20 protein-coding genes and 2 pseudogenes are annotated in these 23,251 nt (G+C 71.4%); 14 read left to right on the top strand and 8 right to left on the bottom strand.

What is annotated here, in order from left to right; translation table 11 throughout:
- Positions 1 to 97: 97 nt before the first annotated feature.
- Positions 98 to 1,294, bottom strand: a complete 1,197-nt coding sequence (locus AN215_RS05895; protein WP_070009881.1) for a CdaR family transcriptional regulator — start codon at positions 1,292 to 1,294, stop codon at positions 98 to 100.
- Between the two features lie 189 nt (positions 1,295 to 1,483).
- Here AN215_RS05895 and AN215_RS05890 point away from each other — a divergent pair, with 189 nt between their 5' ends.
- Both AN215_RS05890 and AN215_RS05885 read left to right on the top strand, forming a co-directional pair.
- Positions 1,484 to 2,740 carry an NAD(P)/FAD-dependent oxidoreductase gene (locus tag AN215_RS05890; RefSeq protein WP_171904131.1) on the top strand — a complete coding sequence of 419 codons (1,257 nt, stop codon included), beginning with the start codon at positions 1,484 to 1,486 and terminating at the stop codon, positions 2,738 to 2,740.
- 156 nt (positions 2,741 to 2,896) lie between these two features.
- The gene (locus tag AN215_RS05885; RefSeq protein ID WP_070009883.1) at positions 2,897 to 3,187 is read left to right on the top strand and encodes a hypothetical protein; all 291 of its coding nucleotides are present in this window, start codon (positions 2,897 to 2,899) and stop codon (positions 3,185 to 3,187) included.
- Between the two features lie 79 nt (positions 3,188 to 3,266).
- Here the strand turns inward: AN215_RS05885 and AN215_RS05880 are convergent, their stop codons facing one another.
- Both AN215_RS05880 and AN215_RS05875 read right to left on the bottom strand, forming a co-directional pair.
- On the bottom strand, positions 3,267 to 3,908 hold the full coding sequence (locus AN215_RS05880) for a class I SAM-dependent methyltransferase (protein WP_070009884.1): 642 nt from the start codon (positions 3,906 to 3,908) through the stop codon (positions 3,267 to 3,269).
- 67 nt (positions 3,909 to 3,975) lie between these two features.
- Entirely contained in the window at positions 3,976 to 5,043 is a 1,068-nt protein-coding gene (locus tag AN215_RS05875) for an NAD(P)/FAD-dependent oxidoreductase (protein ID WP_070009885.1), read from the bottom strand.
- An 82-nt stretch (positions 5,044 to 5,125) separates the two neighbouring features.
- Here AN215_RS05875 and AN215_RS05870 point away from each other — a divergent pair, with 82 nt between their 5' ends.
- Positions 5,126 to 5,746: a helix-turn-helix domain-containing protein gene (locus AN215_RS05870; RefSeq protein WP_070009886.1), complete on the top strand. Its 621-nt coding sequence runs from the start codon at positions 5,126 to 5,128 to the stop codon at positions 5,744 to 5,746.
- 120 nt (positions 5,747 to 5,866) lie between these two features.
- Here the strand turns inward: AN215_RS05870 and AN215_RS05865 are convergent, their stop codons facing one another.
- Both AN215_RS05865 and AN215_RS05860 read right to left on the bottom strand, forming a co-directional pair.
- Positions 5,867 to 7,351, bottom strand: coding sequence for a radical SAM protein (locus tag AN215_RS05865; RefSeq protein WP_070009887.1), 1,485 nt, complete (start codon positions 7,349 to 7,351; stop codon positions 5,867 to 5,869).
- Positions 7,351 to 10,038, bottom strand: a complete 2,688-nt coding sequence (locus tag AN215_RS05860) for a glycosyltransferase (protein WP_070009888.1) — start codon at positions 10,036 to 10,038, stop codon at positions 7,351 to 7,353. The genes AN215_RS05865 and AN215_RS05860 overlap by 1 nt, the downstream gene beginning before the upstream one ends.
- 178 nt (positions 10,039 to 10,216) lie before the next feature.
- On the opposite strand from AN215_RS05860, the gene AN215_RS05855 reads away from it, so the two are divergent.
- The gene (locus AN215_RS05855; protein ID WP_079122726.1) at positions 10,217 to 11,437 is read left to right on the top strand and encodes an MFS transporter; all 1,221 of its coding nucleotides are present in this window, start codon (positions 10,217 to 10,219) and stop codon (positions 11,435 to 11,437) included.
- Between the two features lie 102 nt (positions 11,438 to 11,539).
- Here the strand turns inward: AN215_RS05855 and AN215_RS05850 are convergent, their stop codons facing one another.
- Positions 11,540 to 12,550: an RICIN domain-containing protein gene (locus tag AN215_RS05850; protein WP_070009889.1), complete on the bottom strand. Its 1,011-nt coding sequence runs from the start codon at positions 12,548 to 12,550 to the stop codon at positions 11,540 to 11,542.
- Positions 12,551 to 13,364: 814 nt separating this feature from the next.
- Between AN215_RS05850 and AN215_RS05845 the strand changes: the two genes are divergently transcribed.
- The 5 genes and pseudogenes from AN215_RS05845 (at position 13,365) to AN215_RS05830 (ending at position 17,017) form a co-directional block, all read left to right on the top strand.
- Positions 13,365 to 13,805 (top strand): subtilase-type protease inhibitor, encoded by a 441-nt coding sequence (locus tag AN215_RS05845; protein ID WP_070009890.1) that lies wholly within the window; start codon positions 13,365 to 13,367, stop codon positions 13,803 to 13,805.
- Positions 13,806 to 14,041: 236 nt separating this feature from the next.
- A complete protein-coding gene (locus AN215_RS05840; RefSeq protein WP_420856127.1) occupies positions 14,042 to 15,364 on the top strand; it encodes a phytase in 1,323 nt (440 codons plus the stop codon).
- Positions 15,365 to 15,580: 216 nt separating this feature from the next.
- A pseudogene (locus tag AN215_RS30735) lies at positions 15,581 to 15,859 on the top strand (GNAT family N-acetyltransferase); the annotation flags it as partial.
- An 82-nt stretch (positions 15,860 to 15,941) separates the two neighbouring features.
- Positions 15,942 to 16,118, top strand: a complete 177-nt coding sequence (locus AN215_RS30730; protein ID WP_338057910.1) for a hypothetical protein — start codon at positions 15,942 to 15,944, stop codon at positions 16,116 to 16,118.
- Between the two features lie 212 nt (positions 16,119 to 16,330).
- Entirely contained in the window at positions 16,331 to 17,017 is a 687-nt protein-coding gene (locus tag AN215_RS05830) for a histone deacetylase (protein WP_070009891.1), read from the top strand.
- 139 nt (positions 17,018 to 17,156) lie between these two features.
- Here AN215_RS05830 and ribA read toward each other — a convergent pair whose 3' ends face one another.
- A complete protein-coding gene (gene ribA, locus AN215_RS05825; protein ID WP_070009892.1) occupies positions 17,157 to 17,810 on the bottom strand; it encodes a GTP cyclohydrolase II in 654 nt (217 codons plus the stop codon).
- A gap of 141 nt (positions 17,811 to 17,951) precedes the next feature.
- Positions 17,952 to 18,743, bottom strand: a complete 792-nt coding sequence (locus AN215_RS05820) for a CDP-alcohol phosphatidyltransferase family protein (RefSeq protein ID WP_079122724.1) — start codon at positions 18,741 to 18,743, stop codon at positions 17,952 to 17,954.
- 107 nt (positions 18,744 to 18,850) lie between these two features.
- Here AN215_RS05820 and AN215_RS05815 point away from each other — a divergent pair, with 107 nt between their 5' ends.
- The 5 genes and pseudogenes from AN215_RS05815 to AN215_RS30245 form a co-directional block, all read left to right on the top strand.
- The gene (locus AN215_RS05815) at positions 18,851 to 19,909 is read left to right on the top strand and encodes a zinc-dependent alcohol dehydrogenase (RefSeq protein WP_245694266.1); all 1,059 of its coding nucleotides are present in this window, start codon (positions 18,851 to 18,853) and stop codon (positions 19,907 to 19,909) included.
- Positions 19,910 to 19,990: 81 nt separating this feature from the next.
- A complete protein-coding gene (locus AN215_RS05810) occupies positions 19,991 to 20,389 on the top strand; it encodes a 6-pyruvoyl trahydropterin synthase family protein (protein WP_070009893.1) in 399 nt (132 codons plus the stop codon).
- The gene (locus tag AN215_RS05805) at positions 20,362 to 21,549 is read left to right on the top strand and encodes a glycosyltransferase family 4 protein (protein ID WP_070009894.1); all 1,188 of its coding nucleotides are present in this window, start codon (positions 20,362 to 20,364) and stop codon (positions 21,547 to 21,549) included. The genes AN215_RS05810 and AN215_RS05805 overlap by 28 nt, the downstream gene beginning before the upstream one ends.
- 11 nt (positions 21,550 to 21,560) lie before the next feature.
- Positions 21,561 to 22,424, top strand: a complete 864-nt coding sequence (locus tag AN215_RS05800; protein ID WP_070009895.1) for a class I SAM-dependent methyltransferase — start codon at positions 21,561 to 21,563, stop codon at positions 22,422 to 22,424.
- Positions 22,421 to 23,242, top strand: a pseudogene (locus AN215_RS30245) (lysylphosphatidylglycerol synthase transmembrane domain-containing protein); the annotation flags it as partial. The gene AN215_RS05800 and the pseudogene AN215_RS30245, both read left to right, overlap by 4 nt.
- Between the last annotated feature and the right edge of the window lie 9 nt (positions 23,243 to 23,251).

Here is a 23,251-nt window from a genome sequence, read left to right as displayed (position 1 = left end):
GTCACTGTTCGAAGTGCCTGGTATCCACGCGCTCCGCGCCGTCTCTTTCGTACGAAGCGTCCTAGGGGTGCCGTCGGGTCCCGTGCGGACCGGGCCGTCATCCGCCGCCCAGCTGGTCGACCAGACAGGCGAGGTAGACGGCGGTCGCCTCCACCGGCTCCCGGATGTTCCTGCCCGTGAGCTTGCTGATCTTGTCCAGCCGATAGAGGAGGGTGTTGCGGTGGATGTGCAGCCTCTTCGCGGCCTGCACCAGGTTGAAGCCGGATTCGTGCCAGGCGACCACGGTCGTACGCAGCGGCGAGCCGGGCGGCTCGTCCGCCAGCCCGCCCAGGCGCGCGCCGGTGAAGCGGGCGCGCGCCTGCGGCCTGGTGCTCGCGAGCAGTTGCTGGACTCGCAGGGCGCGAACGGGGAAGACGTCGCCGCCCGGCAGGGCCCCGGGGCCGATGCGGACCGCGTCGTCCGCGTCGGCGTACGAGACGTGCAGGGCGGGCACGTCCGCGGCGGCCTCTCCGAAACCCGCGTGAGCGGTGACCCCGTGGCGGCGCCGCAGCGCGTGAACCAGGTCGCGGCAGCGCTGCTCCACGCCATGCGCCCACTCCTCGCCGGCGGACACCCTGCACAGCACCGCGATCCGGCCGGCCCGCATCTCCGCCACCACGTCATGCGGGTCGCCGAAGATCTCACGTGCGGTGCGCAGCGGGGAGGAGGCGGCCGGGAGCGTTCCCGGCGGGCCGGCAGGAGCGTCCGCCTCCTGGAGCGCCGTGACGACCAGTACCGCGGCTCTGCGCAGGAGGAGGTCCACGCCGAGTTCCGCGGCGCGCGCCACGATCACCCCGGGGTCGGCGGACTCGGGGTCGAAGAAGGCGACGTCCCTCAGCAGATCCTCGCGCGCCTTCTCCCGCACCAGGCGGTAGCGCAGCAGGACCGACTCCTGCAGGAGGATCTCCGTCTGCCGCTGCACCACGAGCCCGAACTGCCGCACCCGGCGCGGCGCCCCGGTGAGACCGACGGTGCCCACGGGCACGCCGTCGTGCACGATCGGCAGGGTGATGCCGGGCCGCACTCCGCGCAGCCGGCCGGCCTCCTCCGCGGAGTGCGTGCGGGCCTGCAGCGTACGGAGCACCTCCAGCGACGCCTCGTGCACCGAACCCACCCGGGACGTGTCGCCGCTGCCGATCACCGTCCCCTCCCGGTCGGTGATGAGCACGTTCAGGCCGATCACGGCGCTCGTCTCCCCCGCGATCTCCTGCGCGAGTTCCGGGGTCAGCGCCGGTGCCCTGCCGGGGTCCGCCATGGCCGCCTCCGCCCTCTCGTCGGACCAACCATACGAAGAACGCCGCCCTGGCCGGCAGTCTCTCGGACGCTTCGCCTGATGCTCCGCGCCGGTCCGGCTGTCTAACGTCGTCGGTGACCGGCCCTGAACCGCGACCGCGGACCGGGGCGTACGCGCAGACAGCCCGCACACCCGGACATGGGAGGCCACGTGACCGCTGCACGCAGGACCGAGTCGGTGACGGTGGCCGGCGGGGGGCTCATCGGGCTGTGCTGCGCGTACTACCTGCGGGAGGCCGGGCTGCGCGTCACCGTCGTGGAGCGCCACCGGGTCGGCAGCGGCGCCTCCCGCGGCAACGCCGGCGAGATCTGCCCCGATCTGGTCACGCCGCTGCCCGCGCCGGGTGTCATCGGGCCCGCGCTCCGCGGACTGCCCCGTTCCGACAGTCCTCTGTACATCCGGCCGCGTCTGAACGCCGCACTGGTCCGCTTCCTCGTCCGCTTCGGCCGGAACTCCACCCGGCGACGGTACGCCTCGGGTGTCCGGGCGCTGTCCGGGCTGGCGTCGGGCAGCTTCCGGCTGTTCGAGGAGCTGGAGGCGGCCGGGGTTCAGGCGGACCCGGTCAAGCGCGGCTTCGTCTTCGCGTACGGCTCGGCGGACAGCGCGCACCGCGCGCTGCGGGGCTTCCGCGAGATCGGTGCGCCGCTCGGGTCCTCAGTGCTGCTGGGGGCCGAACTGTCCGAGCTGGAACCGGCGTTGGGGCCGGGCGCACGGGCGGGAATCCTCGTCGAGGACCAGTGGTCCGTGGTCCCTTCGCTCTTCGTCGACCGGCTCGCCGGTGCTCTGCGGGAGCGGGGAGTCGAGATCGTGGAGGGCACGCGGGTGACGTCGGTCGAGGAGGCCGGCGGCCGAACCCGCGTACGTACGCAGGACGGCGACTTCGTCAGTGACACCGCCGTCGTCGCCGCCGGGATCTGGTCCCGTGAACTGTGCCGGGGCCTGGGCGCCGACGTCGGTCTCTTCCCCGGCAAGGGCTACAGCTTCTCCGTCGACGCGGACCCGATGCCGCGGCGCGTCGTCCATCTCGGGGACGCCCGCGTGGTGTTCACACCGATGGGAGGCCGGCTGCGGGTCGCGGGGACCATGGAGTTCGACAGCGACGCGGAGGCCTTCCACCCGCGGCGGGTCTCGGCGATCGTCGCCGCCGCGCGCGGCTATCTGAAGTCGGCGGCCTGGTCGGCACGCCAGGACGAGTGGGTCGGCGCCCGGGTCATGACCCCCGACGGGCTGCCCGCCATCGGCCTCGTCCCCGGGAAGTCCCGTGTCTATCTCGCATCGGGGCACAACATGCTGGGCCTGATGCTCGGACCGGCGACAGGACGCATGGTCGCCGGCCTCATCGCGGACCGTCCCGATCCGGCGGTCAGCGAACTCCTCTCCCCCGCCCGGCAGGCAGTCAGGGCTTGAACCCCGGACAGCCCCGCAGCGCCTCGTACGGCACCGGGCTGCCCGGGACCCACACGGGCCCCTCCGTACGGGGTCGCGTTGCGCGGCGGGCGTTGTACCTTTGCTTGCCCTCATCCGTGGGCGCTGTCGAATGCGTACTTCCCATGAGGGGGGATCATGACGAAGCCGAAACTGTTCGTGCTCGCCGCGTTGTTGATCGCAATCGGGGTGGGTCTGTTCGTCTGGGAGCCGGAAGAGCCTGAGGCCGAGTGCGCCAAGGACACCGGCAGGACATCGGGGTTCGTCGACGAGGAGAAGAACTGTCCGATATCCGTGGAGAGTTACGAGCGCATCCGGGAGGCGGCGTCCGGGCCGCGCTGGGACAACATCGGCGGACTGGTGCTGGTTCTGGGCGGCGTGGGCGTCGCGGCCGTCGGCGCGTTCAGAAAGCCGAAGACGGAGGCCTGACCGGACGCGTGGTCCGTTTCGGTGCGGGACCCGTCGACCGGTTGCCGGGCGCCCGGCAACCGGTCAGACGCCCGGGCGGTCAGCCCGCCAGCCGCCGGAGCTTGAGCACGTTGTCCGTGCGGACTCCGTCCCGGCCGTCGGGCCCGGTCTGCGTCCGCTCATGTTCGCCGCTGAGCAGCACCTCCCATTCCCCTTCCGCCAGTTCAAGGGATTGCAGGACCTCGTCCGGGGTGGGGAACTCGACGCTGTGATCGGGGTGGTGTTCCCAGGAGGGCCACCCGGCGTGGCCCACGACGAGGAGGACACCGCCCGGAGCGACGGCCGAGGCGGCGGCCCGGAGGATCTGCTCCCGGGGCAGTTCGACCTCGGAGTGCAGGAAGTGGGCGGAGACCAGTTCGAAGCTCCCGGAGGGGAAGCCGGTCCCCAGATCGGCCTCCACCCAGTCGATGCGACTGGCGACCTCCGCATCCGCCGCGTGCCTGCTCGCACGTTCGAGGGCGATACGGGAGATGTCGACAGCGGTGACCCGCCATCCCCGCCGCGCGAGCCAGATCGCGTCGGCTCCCTCGCCGCAGCCCAGGTCCAGGGCCCGCCCGGGCTGCGTGCCGGTGACTTCGCGTACCAGGACGGCGTTGGCATCGCCGCTCCACATCCGGTCGCTCTCGCCGTAGCGGCCGTCCCAGTACTCCTGGGGTGAGGCGGTGTTCGTGTCGTCGGTCATCGGTGTGTCCTCTCCGTTTCCTCGTTTCCGGGCGGGGACTTCTCCCGCCGTCGTGCCGCGTTACGTCTCACAGGCCGTGCCGGCGGCTGCCGGAGGTGCGTTCGCTCAGCTCCCGCTCCATCGGGGCGGAGAAGGGAGCCCGCCGGGCGGCGACGGCCCGGCGGGTGTCCTCGGCGACCAGGTCCGCGTTGATGGCGCCGGCGGCCCGCGCTCCCGCCGCGGCGGCGCCGATGACCTGCTCGGTCAGGCCGGAGACGTTCCCCGCCACCCACACCCCGGGTACCTCCGTCGCCCCGGTCGGATCGGCGGCGACATAGCTGCCGACCACATGGCCGCCCGTCTCCTGCTCGGTCGTTCCGAGCCCCAGCCCGGTGAGGATTCCGGCGCGTGCCGTGAAGCGCGGCGCGACCGCCAGTGCCCGGCGTGGGACCACACGGCCGCCGGCCAGAGTCACCCCCGTGAGGCGGTCGCCGGTCACCTCCAGCGACGCCACCTTCCCGTCCACGACGGCGATGTCGCGGGCGGCGAGCTGCTCGTACTCGTCCTCGGCCGGCTCGGGCGCCGTGTGCAGGAAGAGCGTCACGTCCGCGGTCCACTGGCGCCACAGAAGTGCCTGGTGCACCGCGAGCGGCCCGGTGCCCAGCACGCCGACCGGCTGATCGCGGACCTCCCAGCCGTGGCAGTACGGGCAGTGCAGCACGTCGCGCCCCCAACGCTCAGCCACTCCGGGCACGTCGGGCAGTTCGTCGGCCAGGCCGGTGGTCACCAGCAGCCGGTCGGCGAGCACCGCCGGCCCGTCGCGGCGCACGACGCGGAAGCCGCGCCCGGCCTCCAGCCGCTCGGCCGCGACCACGCGGTCCGTGACGATCTCGCCGCCGTAGCCGGTCACCTCCGCGCGGCCGTCGGCCAGCAGCCGGGACGGGGCCACACCCTCGCGTGCCAGGTACGCGTGGACGCCGGCGGCCGGAGCGTTCCGCGGCCGGCCCTCGTCGATCACCAGCACCGAGCGCCGTGCCCGTGACAGGGTCAGGGCCCCGCTCAGACCGGCCGCGCCGCCGCCCACGACGACGGCGTCGTAGCGCCTCTCCCCGTCCGCCTGCGGGTGTCTCTTCAGGGGTTCCGATTGGTCCGTCATGCGAACCACCTCCTTCACGGAGATGGTCCGCGGACACCTCTCCACTTGACAAAGTTTCTTGCCGGTTCGGCAAAATGAGGAGATGGCAGACGACGACCTTGCGAACGTACTGACCGCCGTGGGCCCGCGGCTGCGGGCTCTGCGCGAGGAGCGCGGCACCACTCTGGCCCGGCTGAGCGAGACGACCGGCATCTCACTCAGCACCCTCTCCCGCCTGGAGTCCGGCCGGCGCCGACCGACCCTGGAGCTCCTACTGCCGCTGGCGAAGGCCTACCGCGTGCAGCTGGACGAACTGGTCGGCGCCCCCGCCACCGGCGACCCGCGCGTCCACCCGCGTCCCTTCACCCGGCACGGCCAGACGTTCGTGCCCCTCACCCGTGACCTCGGCGGGCTCCACGCGTACAAGCAGATCCTCCCGGCACGGAAGGATCACGAGCAGGCCGGGGACGTACGGCCGGAGCAGCGGACACACGAGGGCTACGAGTGGCTGTACGTCCTGTCCGGCCGGCTTCGCCTCGCCCTGGGCGAGCACGATCTCGTCCTCACCGCCGGGGAGGCGGCCGAGTTCGACACCCGCGTGCCGCACGGGTTCGCCAACGCGGGGCGGCGTCCGGTGGAGTTCCTCAGCCTGTTCGGAGCGCAGGGCGAGCGGATCCACGTACGGGCGCGCCCCTCCTCGGCCTCCGCGCCGGCCTCGTCCTGACGCCCGGCCCCGGGCCGGACGGCCCTTCCGCTGCCGGGCGTTCGGGCCCTTCCCGCGTACGCGTACGGGCGTGCACGCGTGCCGAGGTGCCGCTGCGGTGCTGTGCCGCCGGTGCCGCGCTCAGAGTTCGGAGTTGATGACCGCCTCGACCAGCACCTTCCCCTCCGGCGTCAGCCGGATCTCGTCCGCGTCGCGGTCCACGACGGCCAGGCCGCGTTCCTCCAGTGAACGGAACCTGCCGAGCCACGGCTCCTCGAACAGCGACGTCCCCGGGAAGCGCTGCCGGTGGAGGCTTCCGCTGAGGGGGCGCAGCGTGGAGAGTGCCATCTTCACCGCCCGTGCCTCCTGGCCCTCCTCGCTGAAGCGGGTCGCGGAGCCCAGCGGGACGCGTCCCGCCTCGACCGCCTCGGAGTACGTCTTCCAGTTCACGTCGGTGATCGCTTCCGAGGTGCGGCAGCTGGAGCTGCCGCCCAGTCCGATCGCGACCTCCGCCTCCTGCTTGTCCTGGTCGACCATGATGGACTTCCACTTCTCCGGGCCGAGGCCGTCACGGGCGAAGTACATGGTCGGCTGTTCGCGGTAGCCGGCGCTTTCGAGCCCCTCCGTGAGCAGCTCCCTCATCTGGTACTGCTCACCGAGCGTCGGCCACCGGTGGCCGTCCCTCACCAACTTGTCCCGGTAGTCGGGCAGTTGCCACGCCGCGGGCTGCACGCCGGCCACCCCCGTCCTGGTGTCGCTGTAGGAGGCCAGGTGGAGCTTCGTGCACACGACGGCGGTCAGCTCGTTCTCGACGACGATGTCGAGGTCCCGGCGCACGCTGTCGACGGTCTGGTCGAGCAGCCCGTACATGAGATCGATGCTGATCCATTCGAACCCGGTGCGCTGCGCGTTGCGTACGAAGTCCACGCACATCTGCGCGGTGTGCTCCCGGCCGCACTGTTCCAGCACCGGGTCGTCGAAGGACTGCACGCCGCTGCTCAGCTTGGTGCAGCCCAGTTCGGCGAGGAGTTCCAGCTTCTCCGGCGTGAACGTGCTGGGGTCGCCCTCGAAGCGGATCGCCGTGTCCGGGGCGAAGTTGAAGTTCTCCTTGTAGAAGCCGAGCAGGCGGCGGATGGCGTCCGGGGGCAGCAGCGAGGGCGTGCCGCCGAACACGTTGAACTCGCCGATGGGCGCCGAGGCCAGATGCGGCACCTCACGCAGCCACAGCTCGGCCTCCCGGATGTTCCAGTCGACCCACTGGTTCGCCTTGCTCTCGGCGACCTCCGGTGCTCCCTTGACCAGCACCACGGGGTACTGGCAGAAGCGGCAGCGGTAGGCGCAGGTGGGGATGTAGGACCACAGGTGAATCGGTGCCGTCTGCGCCAGCTGGTCGTCGAGGTCGGAGAGGAAGTCCGCCGGCGAGAAGCCGGGGATGTTGCCGGGGAAGACGTGCGCCCCGAACGGGTCCTCGGTCACGTACTCGAGGAGATGCCGGTTCTCCGGGGCGGCCAGCCGCTCCAGCACCGCCGGCTCGGGATGGCGCGGGTCGGTCTGCCGCAGGGAGGCGAGCGACTCCTCGTACGTCTGCCTGTGCTCGCCGCCCGTCAGCTCGACGTTCGTCGTCATCAGAACACGCCCCCGTTTCCGAAGTAGTTGTGGGCCTCGCCGGATTCGCGGTCCTCGCAGTAGTACTTGACGAACTCGGCGAAGCGCTCCGGTGGCACGTCCCGCAGGCACTCCGGCAGCGGCGGCGGATGGCCGATGTCCTCGCCGACGGTGGCGCGCAGCCTGGCGAATATCTCGTCGGCGAACTCGAAGTACAGCCTGTAGGACGGCGTCTTGTACGAGTGGATCGGCGTGAAGTCGACCACGCGCATCTCGTCCGTGATCTCGGCGATGCGCCTTCCGAGCCGTTCGGCCAGCGACGGTCCGAAGAACTCCACGACCGCGTCGTCGTCGAGCAGGGACGGCGTCAGCAGCACCGGCAGGATGGTGTTCTTGGGCGTGAAGTCCTTGACGGAGAACTCCCATGCCTGCAGGGCCTCTTCAGGCGTGAGGTCAGGGGGCTCGGCGGTGCCCTGGCCGCCCTCTTCGCGGTCCTCGGAGGACTCCGGCCGGATGTCGCGCATGACGATGATCCCGTCCGAGCCGTATGCGCGCCCGGTGATCACTTCGTCGATGGCGTGGTTCACCCGGCGGGGGTTGATCTCCACTCGTGAGCCCGGCACGTAGGTGATGTCCTCCCCTGAGCCGCGCACGAGGATGCCGAAGTCCCAGTCGTCCGACAGGTGGTTGACGAACCGGCCGTTCTGCAGCTGGTAGAAGATCTCGATGCCGCCGACCTTCTCGTAGGCGTCCCGGGTCACGGCGAAGCCCTTGCCGTCCGGGAAACCGCCGAAGAGCGCGAACGTCACGGCACGGCAGCGCAGCGTGCGCTGGATGGCGTCCCACAGCCGCGGCCTCGTGGTGAAGTGCTCCGGCGCGTAGTAGTAGTCGCACACTCCGATCGCCGCCTTGCCCGAGTCCATGGCGTTCAGAAGCTCCCACAGCCATCCCTCGTCGACGCGGCAGTCGGCGTCGGCCGAGACCAGGTAGAAGCGCCGCTCCGCGTCGGGTGCCGAGCGGCGTTCGCTGCGCTGCGACGCGAAGTCCATGCCGGTCTTCCGCGCGCAGGCCACTCCCTGTTCGGGCTCGGGGACGACGTGCAGAGCCAGGTCGGGGTGCTCGGCGGCGAACCGGCGTGCGATCCGCACCGTCTCGTCGGTGGAGTTGTTGTCGACCAGCACGACCTCGTACAGCGACTTGTCCAGCGGGCCGTCAGGGCCGCGCTGCCCGTTCAGCGAGTCCAGCACGGCCGGCAGGTTCTCCGCCTCGTTGTAGACGGGCAGTACGACGCTCATGCGGGTCCGCTCGCCCATGGGCGGCAGGAACAGCTCGGTCAGCAGCTCGCCCGCACGGTCGGCACCGAAGTGCCGCTCGCCGAGCCGGTGGTTGAAGTCCGCCATCTCCTCGCGCTTCCTTTCGTCCAGGATCAGCTCGGCCACGCTGTCCACGAAGCTCTGCGTGGGCAGGTCGCCGTCGGTGAGTTCCATGACGGGGGCGCGGAATCCCTTGTCCCCGTACACCGTGTCGTAGAGCTGGTAGCGGGTGGTCAGATACGGGACGCGCGAGGCGATCGCCTCGCCGATCGGGTTCCCGTAGCTCTCGTAGTCGTAGGAGGTCAGGAAGGACGCCAGGTCGGCGTGGGCGAGCAGGTCGCGGACCGAGTGTCCGTCGCCGCGTGCGGCTGCGGCACCGGCCTCGTGCGGCGCGAGCCGCCCGCCGAAGACGACGCGGTCGCGTACGCCGAGGGACTCGGCGAGGCGCACGAGCCTGCTGTGTTCCTCGGGCGACTCCCCCGTGTCGCCCGCGACGAAGAGGTGGACGTCGGCGCGGTCCGCGAGACGGGCCACCAGATGGATGTCACGGTCTATGCGCTTCTGAGGGATGATCCTGGTGAAGCGGGCGATGAGCGGCGCGTCCTCGGGAATCCCGAAGTCCCGCCGGAAACTGCCGTGTTGCTGCTCCCGCCCGGGAGCCGAGAAGGCGCCCGGGGTGCCGGGGGGACCGCCGGCGCCGACCGTGGGTGCGTGCGTGAAGGTGTTCGGCAGGACGTCGATGTTCTCCAAGTCCGGCACCCATTCGAGGGTCTTGGTGCGCGCCTCCTCGTGCAGGGCGAGGTACCGGATGTACGGCGAGTTCACCGGCGCCACCGTTCTCGGGTAGGGGAAGGTGCCGTACTTGCCGGTGCCGGGCTCGCTCTGCCACATCAGGTCGTGGTCGCGCCACAGTACGAAGCGCCCCAGCCGGCGGCGCCGTCCGTACCGCTCGACGGCCGAGCGGAGTGCCGTGGTGTAGGTGATGTTCTCCGGGAGCGTGCCGTTCTCCACCAGCACGTACGACACATCGAGCCGCTCCCAGGTCTCCACGATGCGCTCGCTGATGGCCTCGGCGGCGGCTTCCACGCGCGGCAGCAGGTGGGCGCCCGCGCCGTCCTGCACGCATTCGCGCAGCACGTCGGAGACGAAGTCCTGGTCGTAACCGGGGACTTGGTCGAGGCCTGCGACGCGGTCGAGCCGTATCCAGTGCGGCAGCAGCGCCGCTTCGTCCGAGTAGGGCTTGAAGAACGCGTTCTTGTCGGCTTTCACGTCGTAGCCGAGATCCAGATGCACCCGGTAGCCCCGCTCCCGGAAGTGCCGCGCTGTCTTGACGAACTCCACCACCACACCGGAGATCGGAGTGGCGTCGAACGATATTCCCCACAGAACGGTCATGGACTCCGGTACTCCTGCCCTCACGTGCCGCTGAGTCTGGTCCAGACATTAGGTGACCCCCGCTGAGGTTTGACGAGAACACCGCGATCCGATCAACTTCCATCCACGGAAGCGGAGTTGCCAATAGCCTGACCCTCCCGCGCAGCCGAAGATCCGTAGCCGACAGAGGGGGGCACGCGTGGTTTCCCACCGCGCCGCCGTGGCCGTGGTGTTCGTCGTGAACGGCGGGCTATACGGAGCCTGGGCAGCCCGCGTTCCCGCACTCGCCTCGCAGGTGCAAGCGGAACCGGCCGGGCTCGGGCTCGCGCTCCTCGGCCCCAGCATCGCGATGATCGTCACCGCGCCGCTGGCCGCGCGCGCGTGTGCGGCGTGGGGAGCGCGCCGGGTCATCGTGGCGGCACTCGCGGCCGCCTGCCTCGCGCTGCCCCTGGTCGGCCTCGCGGGGTCACCGCTGACGCTCGGCCTCGCGCTGGCCGGTCTCGGCGGCCTGATGGGCACGGTCGACGTGGCGATGAACGTGGCGGCCGTCGCCGTCGTACGGGAGCTGGGCCGTCCCCTGATGCCGTTCTTCCACGCGGGGTTCAGCGCGGGCGGACTGCTCGGGTCGCTGGGCGCCGCACTGGCCGCCGCACTGAGCGTGGCGCCGGCCGCGCACTTCTGCTTCGTGACGGCGGCGGGGCTGCTGGCCCTGCTGTGCACCGGGCGGGGCCTGCCGGGGGAACGGCCGGAGAAGGAGCAGCAGCACACCGGCGGCGGATTCCGGAACGTGCTTGTGCGCAAGCGGCTTTGGCTGCTGGCGGCGGTGGCGCTGTGCGCCGCGGTCGCCGAGGGCACGTGCGCCGAGTGGTCGGCGTTGTTCCTGGTACGTGAACGTGAGGTCACGGAGGCCGTCGCGGCCACCGCGTACTCCGTCTTCTCGGTGACGATGGCGCTGACGAGGCTGGTCGGCGAGCGTGTGGAGGCCCGGTTCGGTCCTTACCGCGTGCTCGCGGGCAGCGGACTCGTCGCCGCCTGCGGACTCACGGCCTCGGCGGCGGTTCCGGCCGGAGCGGTGGCCTACGCCGGATTCGCACTCGCCGGCGCGGGCCTGGCGTTCTGCTTCCCGGTCGCGATGGCGCTGGCCGGCGACGCGGGCCGCCGCGAGGACGGCAGCGGCGGCGAGCGGGAGCTCGGCTTCGTCACGACCGTCGCCTATGCCGGGTTCCTCGGCGGCCCGCCGCTGGTCGGCGGGGTCGCCTCGCTGACGAGTCTCACCGTGTCGATCGGTCTCGTAGGGCTGCTCACCGCGTTGATCACACCGACCGCTCTGGCCGTACGGGGCAGCAGGCGGAAGTCCCGGCAGCCGTCCGCCGAGCGGCAACTCCAGCAGGCGGGACGGGGCGGTGACGGCCCGGCCTGACCGGTGATCAGTGACCGGTCCGCGACTCACCCGGTCCGGCCAGGTCCGCCGGCGAGACGCCTCAAGGCCGGGCCGTCACCTCGCAACAGCCCGTCCGTCGCCTCAGACCGGGCTCCATTTCTGGCTGTCGTCGCCGCTGCAGTCCCACAACTGGAGGTGCTGGCCGCTGCGTACGTCGCCGTCGCGGACCGCCACGCACTTGTCGGCCTGCGGATTCACCAGGTCGCTGGCCTCGTTGAGGACGAACTGCTGCGCCGGGTTGCCACTGCACTCGGCGAGCTGGATCACGGTGCCGTTCTCACGCGACCCGTTGGCGACGTCCATGCACAGGCCCGAGGCCCGCACCGTGCCGTCGTCCTCGAAGCTCCACTCCATCGACGAGGCGCCCGAACAGGTGCGGATCTCCAGGAACATGCCGTCCTGCGCCCGGCCGCCAGGGACATTGATGCACTGGTCCGAGTTGTGGTTCCCGATCCGGACGGTGCCGTCCGGGCCGCCGCCGTCCCCCGGCGGGCGTTCCGGCGCCGGTGCCCCGCCTCCGCCGCCCCCCTCCGGCGGACGGTCCCTGCCTTCGTCCCCGGGCGGCTTCGAATCCGGACCGCGCCCGGCACCGGGCTCCTTACCCTTCCCCTTGCCGGGCGAGGATTCGCCGGGAGCCGGGGCCGTGCCGGGCGCGTCGTTCTCCTGGCCGCCCTGCCATTCCGGGCCGGGTGTGGCGCCGGAGCGGGAGATCTGCTCGTCGTCGCTGCCGCCGTACAGCATGTACGCACCCGTCGACAGACCGGTGATGGCCAGGGCCGCGACGGCGGCGAGCACCGCCATGCGGGTCCGGCTCGGCGGCGGCGCCGGAGGTGCCGGATTCCGCGAACCCGCGGGCACGATCCGGGGGTTCACCGTGGTGACGACGCGGTCGGCTTCCGCGTCGTCGTCCGTGCGGGCGTGCGGTCCGGAGTCCGTGCCGGTCTCCCCGCGGGCGCCAAAGCGCGCCCGGGAGTTCTGCTCTTCCTGATCCTGCGATGAAGCAGACGTCTCTTCCGCGGGGCGCGCGGAGGCGGCGGATTCCTCGTCACGGGAATCCCCCTGGGCCTGCTGTTCATCACGGGAATCTGTCATCGCGTCCTCTCGGCGGATATGTGCAATGTCCGGCAAGTCACGGAGTGGCCTTTACTCCGTCAACTCGCGCGCTCCTCCGCCTCTTCGGCGGACTCCGCGACGGGCGGTCCCGGCGGACCGGCGAGCGCCGGTCCTCCACACCGACCTGCGCTCATGCCTTCCGTACACCCGTGGCGACGGAAGCCGGGGGACTCAGATCGTGATGCCCCGCCGTGTACGCGGCCGCGCGGGCGCGGATTGCCCGCCCAGTCCAGTCAACAGGGAAACCGTGGGCGGGTGAAAGCCACTCGGGGAAGAAAAGGCTGGAACGTAACAGGACGAACAATCAGTTCCCGGGCGTCGTATCCGCTTTCGGTGCTGAGGTTTTTCTACGGCATGTCCGTGAATATCCCCGTGGAATTGTGGCAATTGATCCGGCGGAGCTGCGACTTCACACGCGGACCCGCCCCTTCACTCACGGGCGGCCGGGCCGCACCGGCCGGGCCGCACCGGCCAGGTCCGTCTGGTGCACATGCCCGGAAGCGGTGCTTTCCGGCCGAGATGAGGCGACCGGACAGCCGCACAGGAGTCCGTTTCCGCAGCTCAGGAAGATGTTTCCGGTTGAACCACTGCCGTTTTGTCCACATGCCGGACACATGCCCGAATGGCCGGTCAACCGTTCCCACCTGGACGGATCCACTCTCGACCAGGATTCCGTCCACTCTCCGTGACCGGAAGTGATCGTTCGGTGTGCGTTTCCGCCGGGCTTCCGTCAGAGTCCTCCTCGTCCGACATCCGTCCGATATCTGGAAACTCAAGTGAAGGAGTGTTCGAAATGCGGTTCAGACTCAAGGTTCTCGGTACTGCGGCAGCGATCACCGTCGGCTGCCTGACGGGGGTCGGAGGCGGCGTCGCACACGCCGACTCCGCCGGGACGAAGAGCCTCTACGCACCGTCGGCTCTCGTGCTGACCGTCGGCAAGGGCTCGGACGCCGCGACCACCACGGTCGAGCGGGCGGTCGTCCTGAACTGCGCTCCGAAGCCCAGCGGCACCCACCCCGCCGCCGGCACCGCGTGCGCCGAAGTACGCTCCGTCAACGGCCGGTTCCAGCAGCTCGTGACGGACGCGGCACCGGGGATGATGTGCACCCGGATCTGGGACCCGGTCGTCGTCACGGCGGACGGCGTGTGGAAGGGCCAGCGGGTCTCCTGGCAGCACACGTTCGCCAACTCCTGCACGATGAACAAGTCCGGCGGGAGCGTCTTCGCCTTCTGATCCACCGGAATCCGCGCCACCGCTGAGACGGTCATTCACTGATCTTTCGTCAGATGCCGTGCGGTGGAAGGGAGTTCATCACTCCGGTTCAGGCTTGCGTCAACCCGTGTCCCTGCCCGAGGAGAGCCGTGAGACCTTCCACCGCCCGTGCGGCCGTCATCCGCACCGCACTTGCCCGTACCGCCCTCGTCCGCAGCGCCGTCGCCCGTCCCGCGGCCACCCGCAACGCGGCCGTCCTGGCCGCTGTGCTGCTCGTCGCCGCGGCCGCACCCGCCGCACCTGCGGACGGCGGCGCACCGCAGCCGGTGCGGACGACGGCGACGGCCGAGACCCCGGCCGTGCACGACGACGAAGCCGGCGGCAACGCCGACGCCGACGACCCTGCCGTCTGGGTCGACCCGGAGTCCCCCGGACGCAGCCTCGTCCTCGGCACCCTCAAGGACGCGGGTCTCGACGTGTACGGGCTGAACGGCCGGCGGCTGCAGCACATCGGCGCACCGCCCGCACCGGGTGAGGGATCGGAGCCCGGCCGCTTCAACAACGTCGACATCGTCTACGGCTTCGAACTGGACGGACACCCGACAGACTTGGCCCTCGTCAGCGACCGCGGCCGCGACCGGCTCCGCGCCTACGCCATCGACCCGGCAGCCGTCGCCGCCGGGGAACCACCGCTCACCGAGGTCACCGCGGCCTCCGCGGGTCCCGTGTTCGCCGCGGACGAGGAGGAGGTCGACGAGCAGCACACGGCCTACGGACTCGCCTCCTACAGCGACGACGGCGAGGCGTACGCGGTCGTCTCACGGCGTGCGGAGACCCGGCTGAAGCTGCTGAGGCTCAAGGACGAGGGCGGCAGGGTCGGTTACGCCACCGAGGACACGGCAGACCTGCCCGGCTCGTTCACGCTGCCGGACGGGAAGAACTGGGAGCCGTGCACGGACCCGGGCGAGCGGGCCCAAGTGGAAGGCATGGCCGTCGACCAGGAGAAGGGGGTGCTCTACGCGGCCCAGGAGGATGTGGGCCTGTGGCGGATCGCCCTCGACGACGGCGAGTTCGGCGGCCCGTCACTGTTCGACAAGGTGCGCGAGTACGGCGTGCCGTGGACGTACGACGAGGCGAAGGAGGAGTGCGTCCTCGACACGGACAACGATCCGGGACACGGCGGGAACCGTCTGAGCGCGGACGCCGAGGGCGTCACGGTCTATCACGCGGGCGACGGCGAGGGGTACGTACTCGCCTCCAGCCAGGGCGACGACACCTTCGCGGTCTACGGACGCGGCGGGCGCAACCCGTACATCGGATCGTTCACCGTGGCGGACGGGCCGGAGACCGACGGAGTACAGCACTCCGACGGCGCCATGGCGCTCAACGTCCCGCTGGGCAGGGCGTTCCCCAAGGGACTGCTGGCCACCCACGACGGCGAGGCGACGCCGGCCGACGGCGAACGGGAAAGCACCGGCTTCAAGTTCGTGAGGTGGGACGACCTCGCTGCCGCCTTCCCGGCGCCGCTCACCGTCGACACGGATTCCTTCGACCCGCGCGACACCGACCGGCGAGGGTGACGGGCCCCCGGGCCGCCACCGGTGCGGCGGCCGCAGGCCGGGGTCGACGAGGCCGGGCCCGTCGAAGAAGCGCTCGACCTCGGCCCTGGGCCGTGGCGCCCTCCGCCGAGCTGATGTGCAGGGGACGGGAGTGAGTCGGCACGATCGGGTCGTTGGACGAGTGCCACGGGCACGGCGGCAACGCCGGCCACACTGACGACCAGCAGGGAGGCTCCCGTGTTCGAGACCGACAGGCTCACTCTGCGCCCGCTGACCCGGCACGACGTGGACGCTCTCGTCGATCTGCATGCCGATCCCCGGGTGAACCGGTTCGTACCGGAGTTCTCCCATGAGCAGGCCCTGGAGCGCCTGCTGGGGATCGAGGAACAGTGGTCGCGGCGCGGTCACGGCCTGTGCGCCGTCGCACTGCGGACGACGGGCGAGTTCGTCGGGCGGTGCGGCCTCCAGCACTGGCCGCAGTTCGACGAAGTCGAAGCAGGCTGGACGTTCAAGCCCTCGGCCTGGGGGCACGGGTACGCCACCGAGGCCGCGGCCACGGTGGTGGAGTGGGGGGTTCTCGCAGCTGGGGCTCGCTCGCGTGACCGCGATGATCCACCCGGACAACGCGGCGTCGGCCCGGGTGGCCCGGCGTCTGGCGTTCACCCCTCGCCGCGAGGACAGCCTGTTCGGCAAGCCGGTCACGGTCTACGCGCTCGATGCTCCTGCGCCCGGGACAGCGGGCGGCGCGGCGGACGGCGGCGCAGCACGTACGTAGCGACGCGACAGACGGCACATATACGGACGGAGCGTCGCACAGAGGATGCCTGCGATGCGTGCCGCGCCGCGCTGCGTACCGCGTGACCGGACGGTCCGTCCCGGCGTGACCGGACACACTGTTCGGCGCCGGACCGCCCCGGGTAGGTGCGCCCCGGGCCGGCCTGTCCGGCCTGCGGCTCTGCGACGTCCGACCACGCGAGAGGGAGAACAGTGCACGTCCCACGCCAACCAGGCCCGCCGCAGCGTGAGTTCACCGCCCCGCGCAAGGTCTGGTATGCGGCGTTCGGGTCCAACATGCACCGCTCCCGCCTCGACTGCTACCTCACCGGCGGCTGTCCGCCCGGCGGTCGCCGCGCCCAGCCGGGCTGCCGTGATCCGCGTCCGCCCGAGCGGGCGCTTCCGGTGATGCTCCCCGGGGAGCTCTACTTCGCGCTGGAGTCCCCCTTGTGGACGGGCGGCACTGCCTTCTACGACCCCGGCGGGGAGGGCCGCACCGCAGCCCGGGCATGGCTGGTCACGGCCGGACAGTTCGCGGACATCGCCGCGCAGGAGATGCACCGCGAGCCGGGCGAGGACCTGGACCTGCGCGAAGTGCTGGTCTCCGGCAGACATGAACTGGGCACGGGGCGCTACGAGACCCTGGTCTGTGCCGGGACTCTCGACGGTCACCCCGTACTGACGTTCACGGCTCCCTGGGCGCGTGCGGGTGTGCCGGGGAATCCGCCGGCCGCCGCGTATCTGGGACATCTCGCCTCGGGGCTGGCGGAGTCGCACGGCTGGTCCGGGGCACGCATCGGGACGTATCTGGCCACGCGCCCCGGCGCCGCCGGGCACTGGAGTGCCGAGGCCGTAGCCGGTCTGCTTCCGGCACCGCCCGGCGCCCCCGTGGCTGGCTGAAATCGCGCGCAAGGCACCCGGGCCGGCGTCCCAGCTCCCGGCCCGGTGCCTCTGCGGACGGGTGCATACGTCGGTCCCGGACCCGCGCGCCTGGGCGCGGACCCGGGACCGCAGAGATCGTTCCGGGTGCCTTCCGGCCTCAGCCGAGCAGGCCGTCGAGATGCGGAAGGCTGTGGTCGAGCCGCTTCCGCTTCGCCAGGAGATACTGGTGATTCTCCTTGTTCGGCGGGATGAGCAGAGGAATGCGCTCGGCGATTGTTATGCCGTTCGCCTCCAGTGCGTCCCGCTTTCTGGGATTGTTCGAGAGGAGCCGCACGGACTCCACACCCAGATCATTGAGTATTTCAACGGCCACCGTGTACTCGCGGGCATCGACGGGAAGGCCGAGTGCCAGATTGGCCTCCACCGTGTCGAGGCCTTCCTGCTGCAGTTGCAGCGCCTTCAGCTTCGCGAGCAGACCGATTCCGCGGCCTTCGTGACCCTGTATGTAGACGAGGATGCCGGAACCGTCCGTGACCATCATCCGCATCGCCGTGCCGAGCTGGTCTCCGCACTCGCAGTGAGTGGACCCGAAGACCTCACCTGTAAGGCACTCCGAATGCACACGCGTCAGTGCGCCGTGTGCGGCAATGTCGCCGTGCACGAGCGCGACTTGCTCTTGGTTGGTGCGGCGGTCCATGTATCCGATGGCACGGAATTCTCCATGGACCGTGGGAAGCCGGACCTCCACCACCCTCTCGACAGCGGCGGTTTGCCGCGGGGAGCTGTTCACAGAGAGTTCCTGGTACGCCATGCCGGGAGCATACCCGTCGGCCAACTCCGCATCTGGTTTTTTGGGAGAATCCTCAACCGGGTTGCGTGTACGTGGAATTGATTGCACGGCGCGGAGGGGAATGTGCGGTTTCCCGGGCATTTCGTCTCTCATGGCGCCCGCTCAGCCCCTCTGCCCGCCGGTCGCGGGTGAGCTTCCGCTCCGCGGCACCACGGCGAAGTCGAGGGCACCCTCCGCGATGACGGGAAGCGTGCGCACGTGCCACAGCCAGGAGATGTCCCGCCCGAAGGACCACACGAGAGCCGACAGGGCGCCGCCTGCCACGAATACCGCGACAGGCCCCGGCACCAGTCCGGATCCGGCCACCACGAGCGCGATGCCCTGGACCGCCGCGACCGTCTTACGGGCGCGGCTCGGGGGAAGCGGCCCGCGCAGCCACGGCAGCATCCACTGGCCGGCGACGAAGGCGTACCGGATGGCCCCGATGGCCAGCACCCACATGCCCACGAACAGGCCGACGAAGGCGCTGAGCACAAGTATCAGGAAGGCGTCGACCTCCATGTCGAAGCGTGCGCCGAGCGGCGAGGCCGTCCCGGTGCGCCGGGCCACCAGCCCGTCCACCGCGTCGAGCACCAGCGCCACGGTCGCCACGACCGCCACCACCACGAGGGACGCGTCCGTGCCCTGGTCCGCGACGAGTGCGGCCGTGCCCCCGGCGAGGCCCGCTCTGCTCAGGGTCACCAGATCCGCCGGTCCGAGCGCGGGGGCTCCCGATCGCAGCAGCAGGGCACCGACGGTCACGCCGCAGGCCGCCCCCACCACCCATCCCACGGGGCCCAGACCGGTGACGCCCCAAAGGACTCCCAGCAGCAGCAGTTGCCCGGCCAGCCCGAGTCCTGTCTGCAATTTCAGCTGGTCCGTGGCCCGCCTGTCCTGCTTGTGCTGGCTGCTCATCGCGCCTCCTGGTGCATATGGCGGAGTCGAGGGGGGCTGATTATGGTACGAGTGGCCGCTGGGATGTGAAGGCTTAGCAGTTGTCGTCATACACGGAGGACACATAGATGGAGCGCACCGCTCATGCCTACTGGCTGCGCTCCCCGGGTTCCGGCGAGATCCGCACCGTCGCCCTGGGCTCCCCGGGGCCCGGCGAAGTCCTCGTCCGTGCGCTCTATTCGGGCGTCAGCCGCGGAACGGAGACCCTCGTCTTCGACGGCCGGGTGCCGCGGAGCCAGCACGACGTGATGCGGGCTCCCTTTCAGGAGGGCGATTTCCCGGGGCCGGTCAAGTACGGCTACCTCAGCGTGGGCGTGGTCGAAGAGAGCGGCGAGGGAGTGGACGCGGCCCTCATGGGCCGCACCGTCTTCTGCCTCCACCCCCACCAGACCCGGTACGTGGTGCCTGCCGACGCGGTGACGCCCGTACCGGAGGCGGTACCTGCGAGGCGCGCCGTGCTCGCCGGCACGGTGGAGACCGCGGTGAACGCGGTGTGGGACGCGGCTCCGGCGCTGGGCGACCGGATCGCCGTCGTCGGTGCCGGGATGGTCGGGGCCTGCGTGGCCTCGGTGCTCTCCCGCTTCCCCGCCGCACGCGTGCAGTTGGTCGACGCCGATCCCGGCCGGGCCGCCGTCGCCGCGGCGCTCGGTGTCCCCTTCGCCCTGCCCGCCGACGCCACCGGGGAGTGCGACATCGTCGTGCACGCCAGCGCGTCTCAGGAGGGCCTCGCCAGGTCGCTGGAGCTGCTCGCACCGGACGGTGAGGTCATCGAACTCAGCTGGTACGGCGACCGGAAGGTCAGCATCCCGCTGGGAGAGTCCTTCCACTCCCGGCGGCTGGCGGTGCGCAGCAGCCAGGTCGGCGCGCTGCCGCCGTCGCGCCGCGCGCGCCGCGGCTTCGCCGACCGCATGGCCCTCGCGCTGGATCTCCTCGCCGACCCGGCGATGGAGACCCTGATCACCGGGGAGTCCGCCTTCGGCGACCTGCCGGCGGTGATGCCCCGCATCGCGGGCGGGGAACTGCCCGCTCTGTGCCACCTCGTCACCTACGACAAGGCCGAAGAGAACGACAACGACGACGCGAACGAGGGGAACGTCGGCAACGACGGGAGCACAGCCGCCGGCTGAGCACCCCCGAGCCCGCGCAGCGACGCAGACCGCCCGTACAGCACACAGGACGCGTACAGGCACGTACAGGAAAGTGAGCCGATGTACAGCATCACCGTTCGTGACCACATGATGATCGCCCACAGCTTCCGCGGTGACGTCTTCGGCCCGGCACAGCGACTGCACGGTGCGACGTTCGTCGTGGATGCCACCTTCCGGCGCGGCGAACTCGACGCCGACGGCATCGTCGTGGACATCGGTGCCGCGACGCAGGAACTCAGCGGTGTTCTCGGCGACCTCAACTACCGCAATCTGGACGACGAACCCGCCTTCGCCGGGATCAACACCTCGACGGAGATGCTGGCCAGGGTCGTCGCCGACCGCCTCGCGGAGCGGGTCCACGCCGGCGCCCTGGGTGAGGGGGCCCGCGGGCTGGAGGCGATCTCGGTGACGCTGCACGAGTCGCACGTCGCATGGGCCAGCTACGAGCGACGGCTGTGAGCGGTGCGGACGAGCCGGACGTGCCATCCGCGCGGCCCGTCCATGTGGTGATGCCCGGGGACGTCGACGATCCCCGCTCCGTCAGCGGCGGCAACAGCTACGACCGCCGCGTGTGCCGCGAGATGAGCGCGGCCGGGACGCCGGTGCGCACGAGGGCGGTCGCCGGGACCTGGCCGCGCCCTTCCGCGGCGGCGCGCGCCGAACTGGCAGGTGTGCTCCGCGAGTTGCCCGACGGGGCGGTCGTGCTCGTCGACGGGCTCGTGGCGTGCGGCGTCCCCGACGTCGTCGTGCCGCAGGCCCGGCGGCTGCGTCTGGCGGTGCTGGTGCATCTGCCGCTGGCGGACGAGACGGGCCTGGGTCCCGCCGAGGCCCGGGAGCTGGAGCGGCTGGAGCGGCGGACGCTGCACGCGGCCGCCGCCGTCGTCGTGACCAGCGAGTGGGCGGCGCGGGAAGTGACGGCGCGGCACGGGCTGGAGGCGGCCCGCGTCCACTCCGTCCTGCCCGGCACCGACCCCGCGCCTCTCGCCCGGGGGACCGACGGCGCCTCGCGGCTGCTGTGCGTCGCGGCGCTCACACCGCGCAAGGGGCAGGATCTGCTCGTCGAAGCGCTCGCCGGCCTGGGCTCTGTCCGGCCGGTCTTCGCTGAGGGACAGGGTCCGCGCGGAGGGGATTCCGGCGGCCCGCCGTGGACGTGCGAGCTGACGGGTCCCCTGGACCGGGCTCCCGGATTCGTGGAGCGACTGCGCCGCAGCGTCGGCGAGCACGGCCTGGGCGAGCGGGTGCGGCTGACGGGCGCGCGCTCGGGCGAGGACCTTGCAGCCGCATACGACGCCGCGGATCTTCTCGTGCTGGCTTCGCACACGGAGACGTACGGCATGGTGCTGACCGAGGCGCTCTCCCGGGGCATCCCCGTGCTCGCCACGGAGGCCGGCGCCGTCCCGTACACCGTGGGCACGGCGCCGGACGGGAGCATTCCCGGCATTCTGGTGCCACCCGGCGATTCCGCAGCTCTAACCGCTGCGCTGCACACTTGGCTCACAGATCCAGGAATTCGTTCGCATCTGACAACATCCGCGCGCGGGCGGCGCGCCAAGCTGCAGGGTTGGCCCGAAAGCTCTCGTCAGCTGGCCGGGGTTCTGGAGCATCTCCGGCTCGAATAACGGAGTAGCGCTTGAACACCGTCGGCTCGCCCCGCTACGCCCCCGAGTGGCTCGCCCTGCGCGAGGACGCGGACGCCCGCGCCCGCGCGGAAGAGCTCATCGGTCCGCTGAACGCCTTCCTCGCGGACACCCCCGCGTCGGGCGACCGGCTGACCGTCCACGATCTGGGGTGCGGCACGGGCTCGATGGGGCGGTGGCTCTCCGCCCGCCTGGGCGGTCCCCAACGCTGGTTCATGTACGACCGCGATCCGGCGCTGCTGGAGAACATCGCAGCGCGGATGCCGCGGGAGGCCGGGGACGGCAGCCCTCTCGAAGTGGTGCCGCAGCAGCGGGACATCACACGCCTGACGGGCGACGACCTGGCGGGCACGTCCCTGGTCACCGCCTCCGCGCTGCTCGACCTGCTGACCGCCGACGAGGTGGAGTCGCTCGCGGCGAGCTGCGCCGCGGCGGGCTGCGCCGTGCTGCTGGCGCTGTCCGTCGAGGGGCGCGTCGAGCTCGAACCGTCCGATCCGCTGGACGAGGAGTTCGCCGCGGCCTTCGACGCTCATCAGCGCCGCGCCGACGCGGGCCGCAGGCTGCTCGGACCGGACGCCGCCGAGGCGGCGACGGCCGCCTTCGAGCGCAACGGCTTCTCCGTGCTCACGCGTTCCAGCCCGTGGCAGCTCGGTCCGCAGGAGAGCGGGCTGACCGCGCAGTGGCTGCTGGGATGGGTGGCGGCGGCGTGCGCACAGGAGCCGTCGCTGGAGGCGGCGAGCGAGGACTATCTGCGGCGCAGACTCGACTCCTGCGAGGCGGGCACGCTGCGGGCCGTGGTTCACCACCGCGACCTGCTGGCGCTGCCCGGAGGCACGGCCGGAACTGCCACCGCATGAAGGGCCCGCTCTGGCGCAGGCTGCGCGTACCCATAGCACTCGTCATCCTCGGCGTGGTGGTCCACAAGCTGGGAACCTCCGCCCTGCTGGGGGCCCTCGGCCGCATCGACGCACAGGCCGTCCTGATCACCTTCGCCTTCAGCGTCCCGGCCACCGTCTTCAGCGCGTGGCGCTGGCGTCTCGTGGCGGGCAGGCTCGGGATCGCTCTGCCGCTGCGTACGGCCGTCGCCGACTACTACCAGGCGCTGTTCCTGAACGCGACGCTGCCCTCGGGCGTGCTGGGCGACGTGCACCGTGCCGTCCGCAACGGCCGCGAAGCGGGCGACGTCGCCCGCGGCGTGCGGGCGGTGATTCTGGAGCGCACCGCGGGCCAGGCCGTCATCGTGGCCGCGGGCGTCGTGGTGCTGGTCGTGGCGCCTCCGCCGCTGCCGGTGCTGAACGCTCTCGAAGGGCCGTTCGCCATGACCGGTCTGGTGCTGTGCGGGCTGGCAGCCGTCGCCGGCGTGGTGCTGGCGGGACGGGGTGGACGCTCGGCGAAGTGGCGGCGTGACCTGGGGGTCTTCCTCATCGACGCGCGGGCCTCGCTCTTCGCCCGCGACAGCTGGCCCGGCGTGCTGGCGCTGTCCGTGCTGGCCCTCTCGGGACATCTCGCGCTCTTTCTCGCCGCGGCGCGCGTGGCCGGTTCCTCCGCGCCGCTGGCCGCACTGGTGCCTCCGCTCCTGCTGGCGCTGCTGGTGATGGTGCTGCCCGTCAACGTCGGAGGCTGGGGCCCCCGCGAAGGCATGTGCGCGCTGGCGTTCGGCGCCGCGGGCCTGGGCGCGTCCCAA

The organism is Streptomyces abyssalis (genome assembly GCF_001751365.1).
GTDB lineage: Bacteria > Actinomycetota > Actinomycetes > Streptomycetales > Streptomycetaceae > Streptomyces > Streptomyces abyssalis.
The sequence above is the reverse complement of the archived record's forward strand: the minus strand, read 5'-3'. Positions and strand labels throughout refer to the sequence as shown.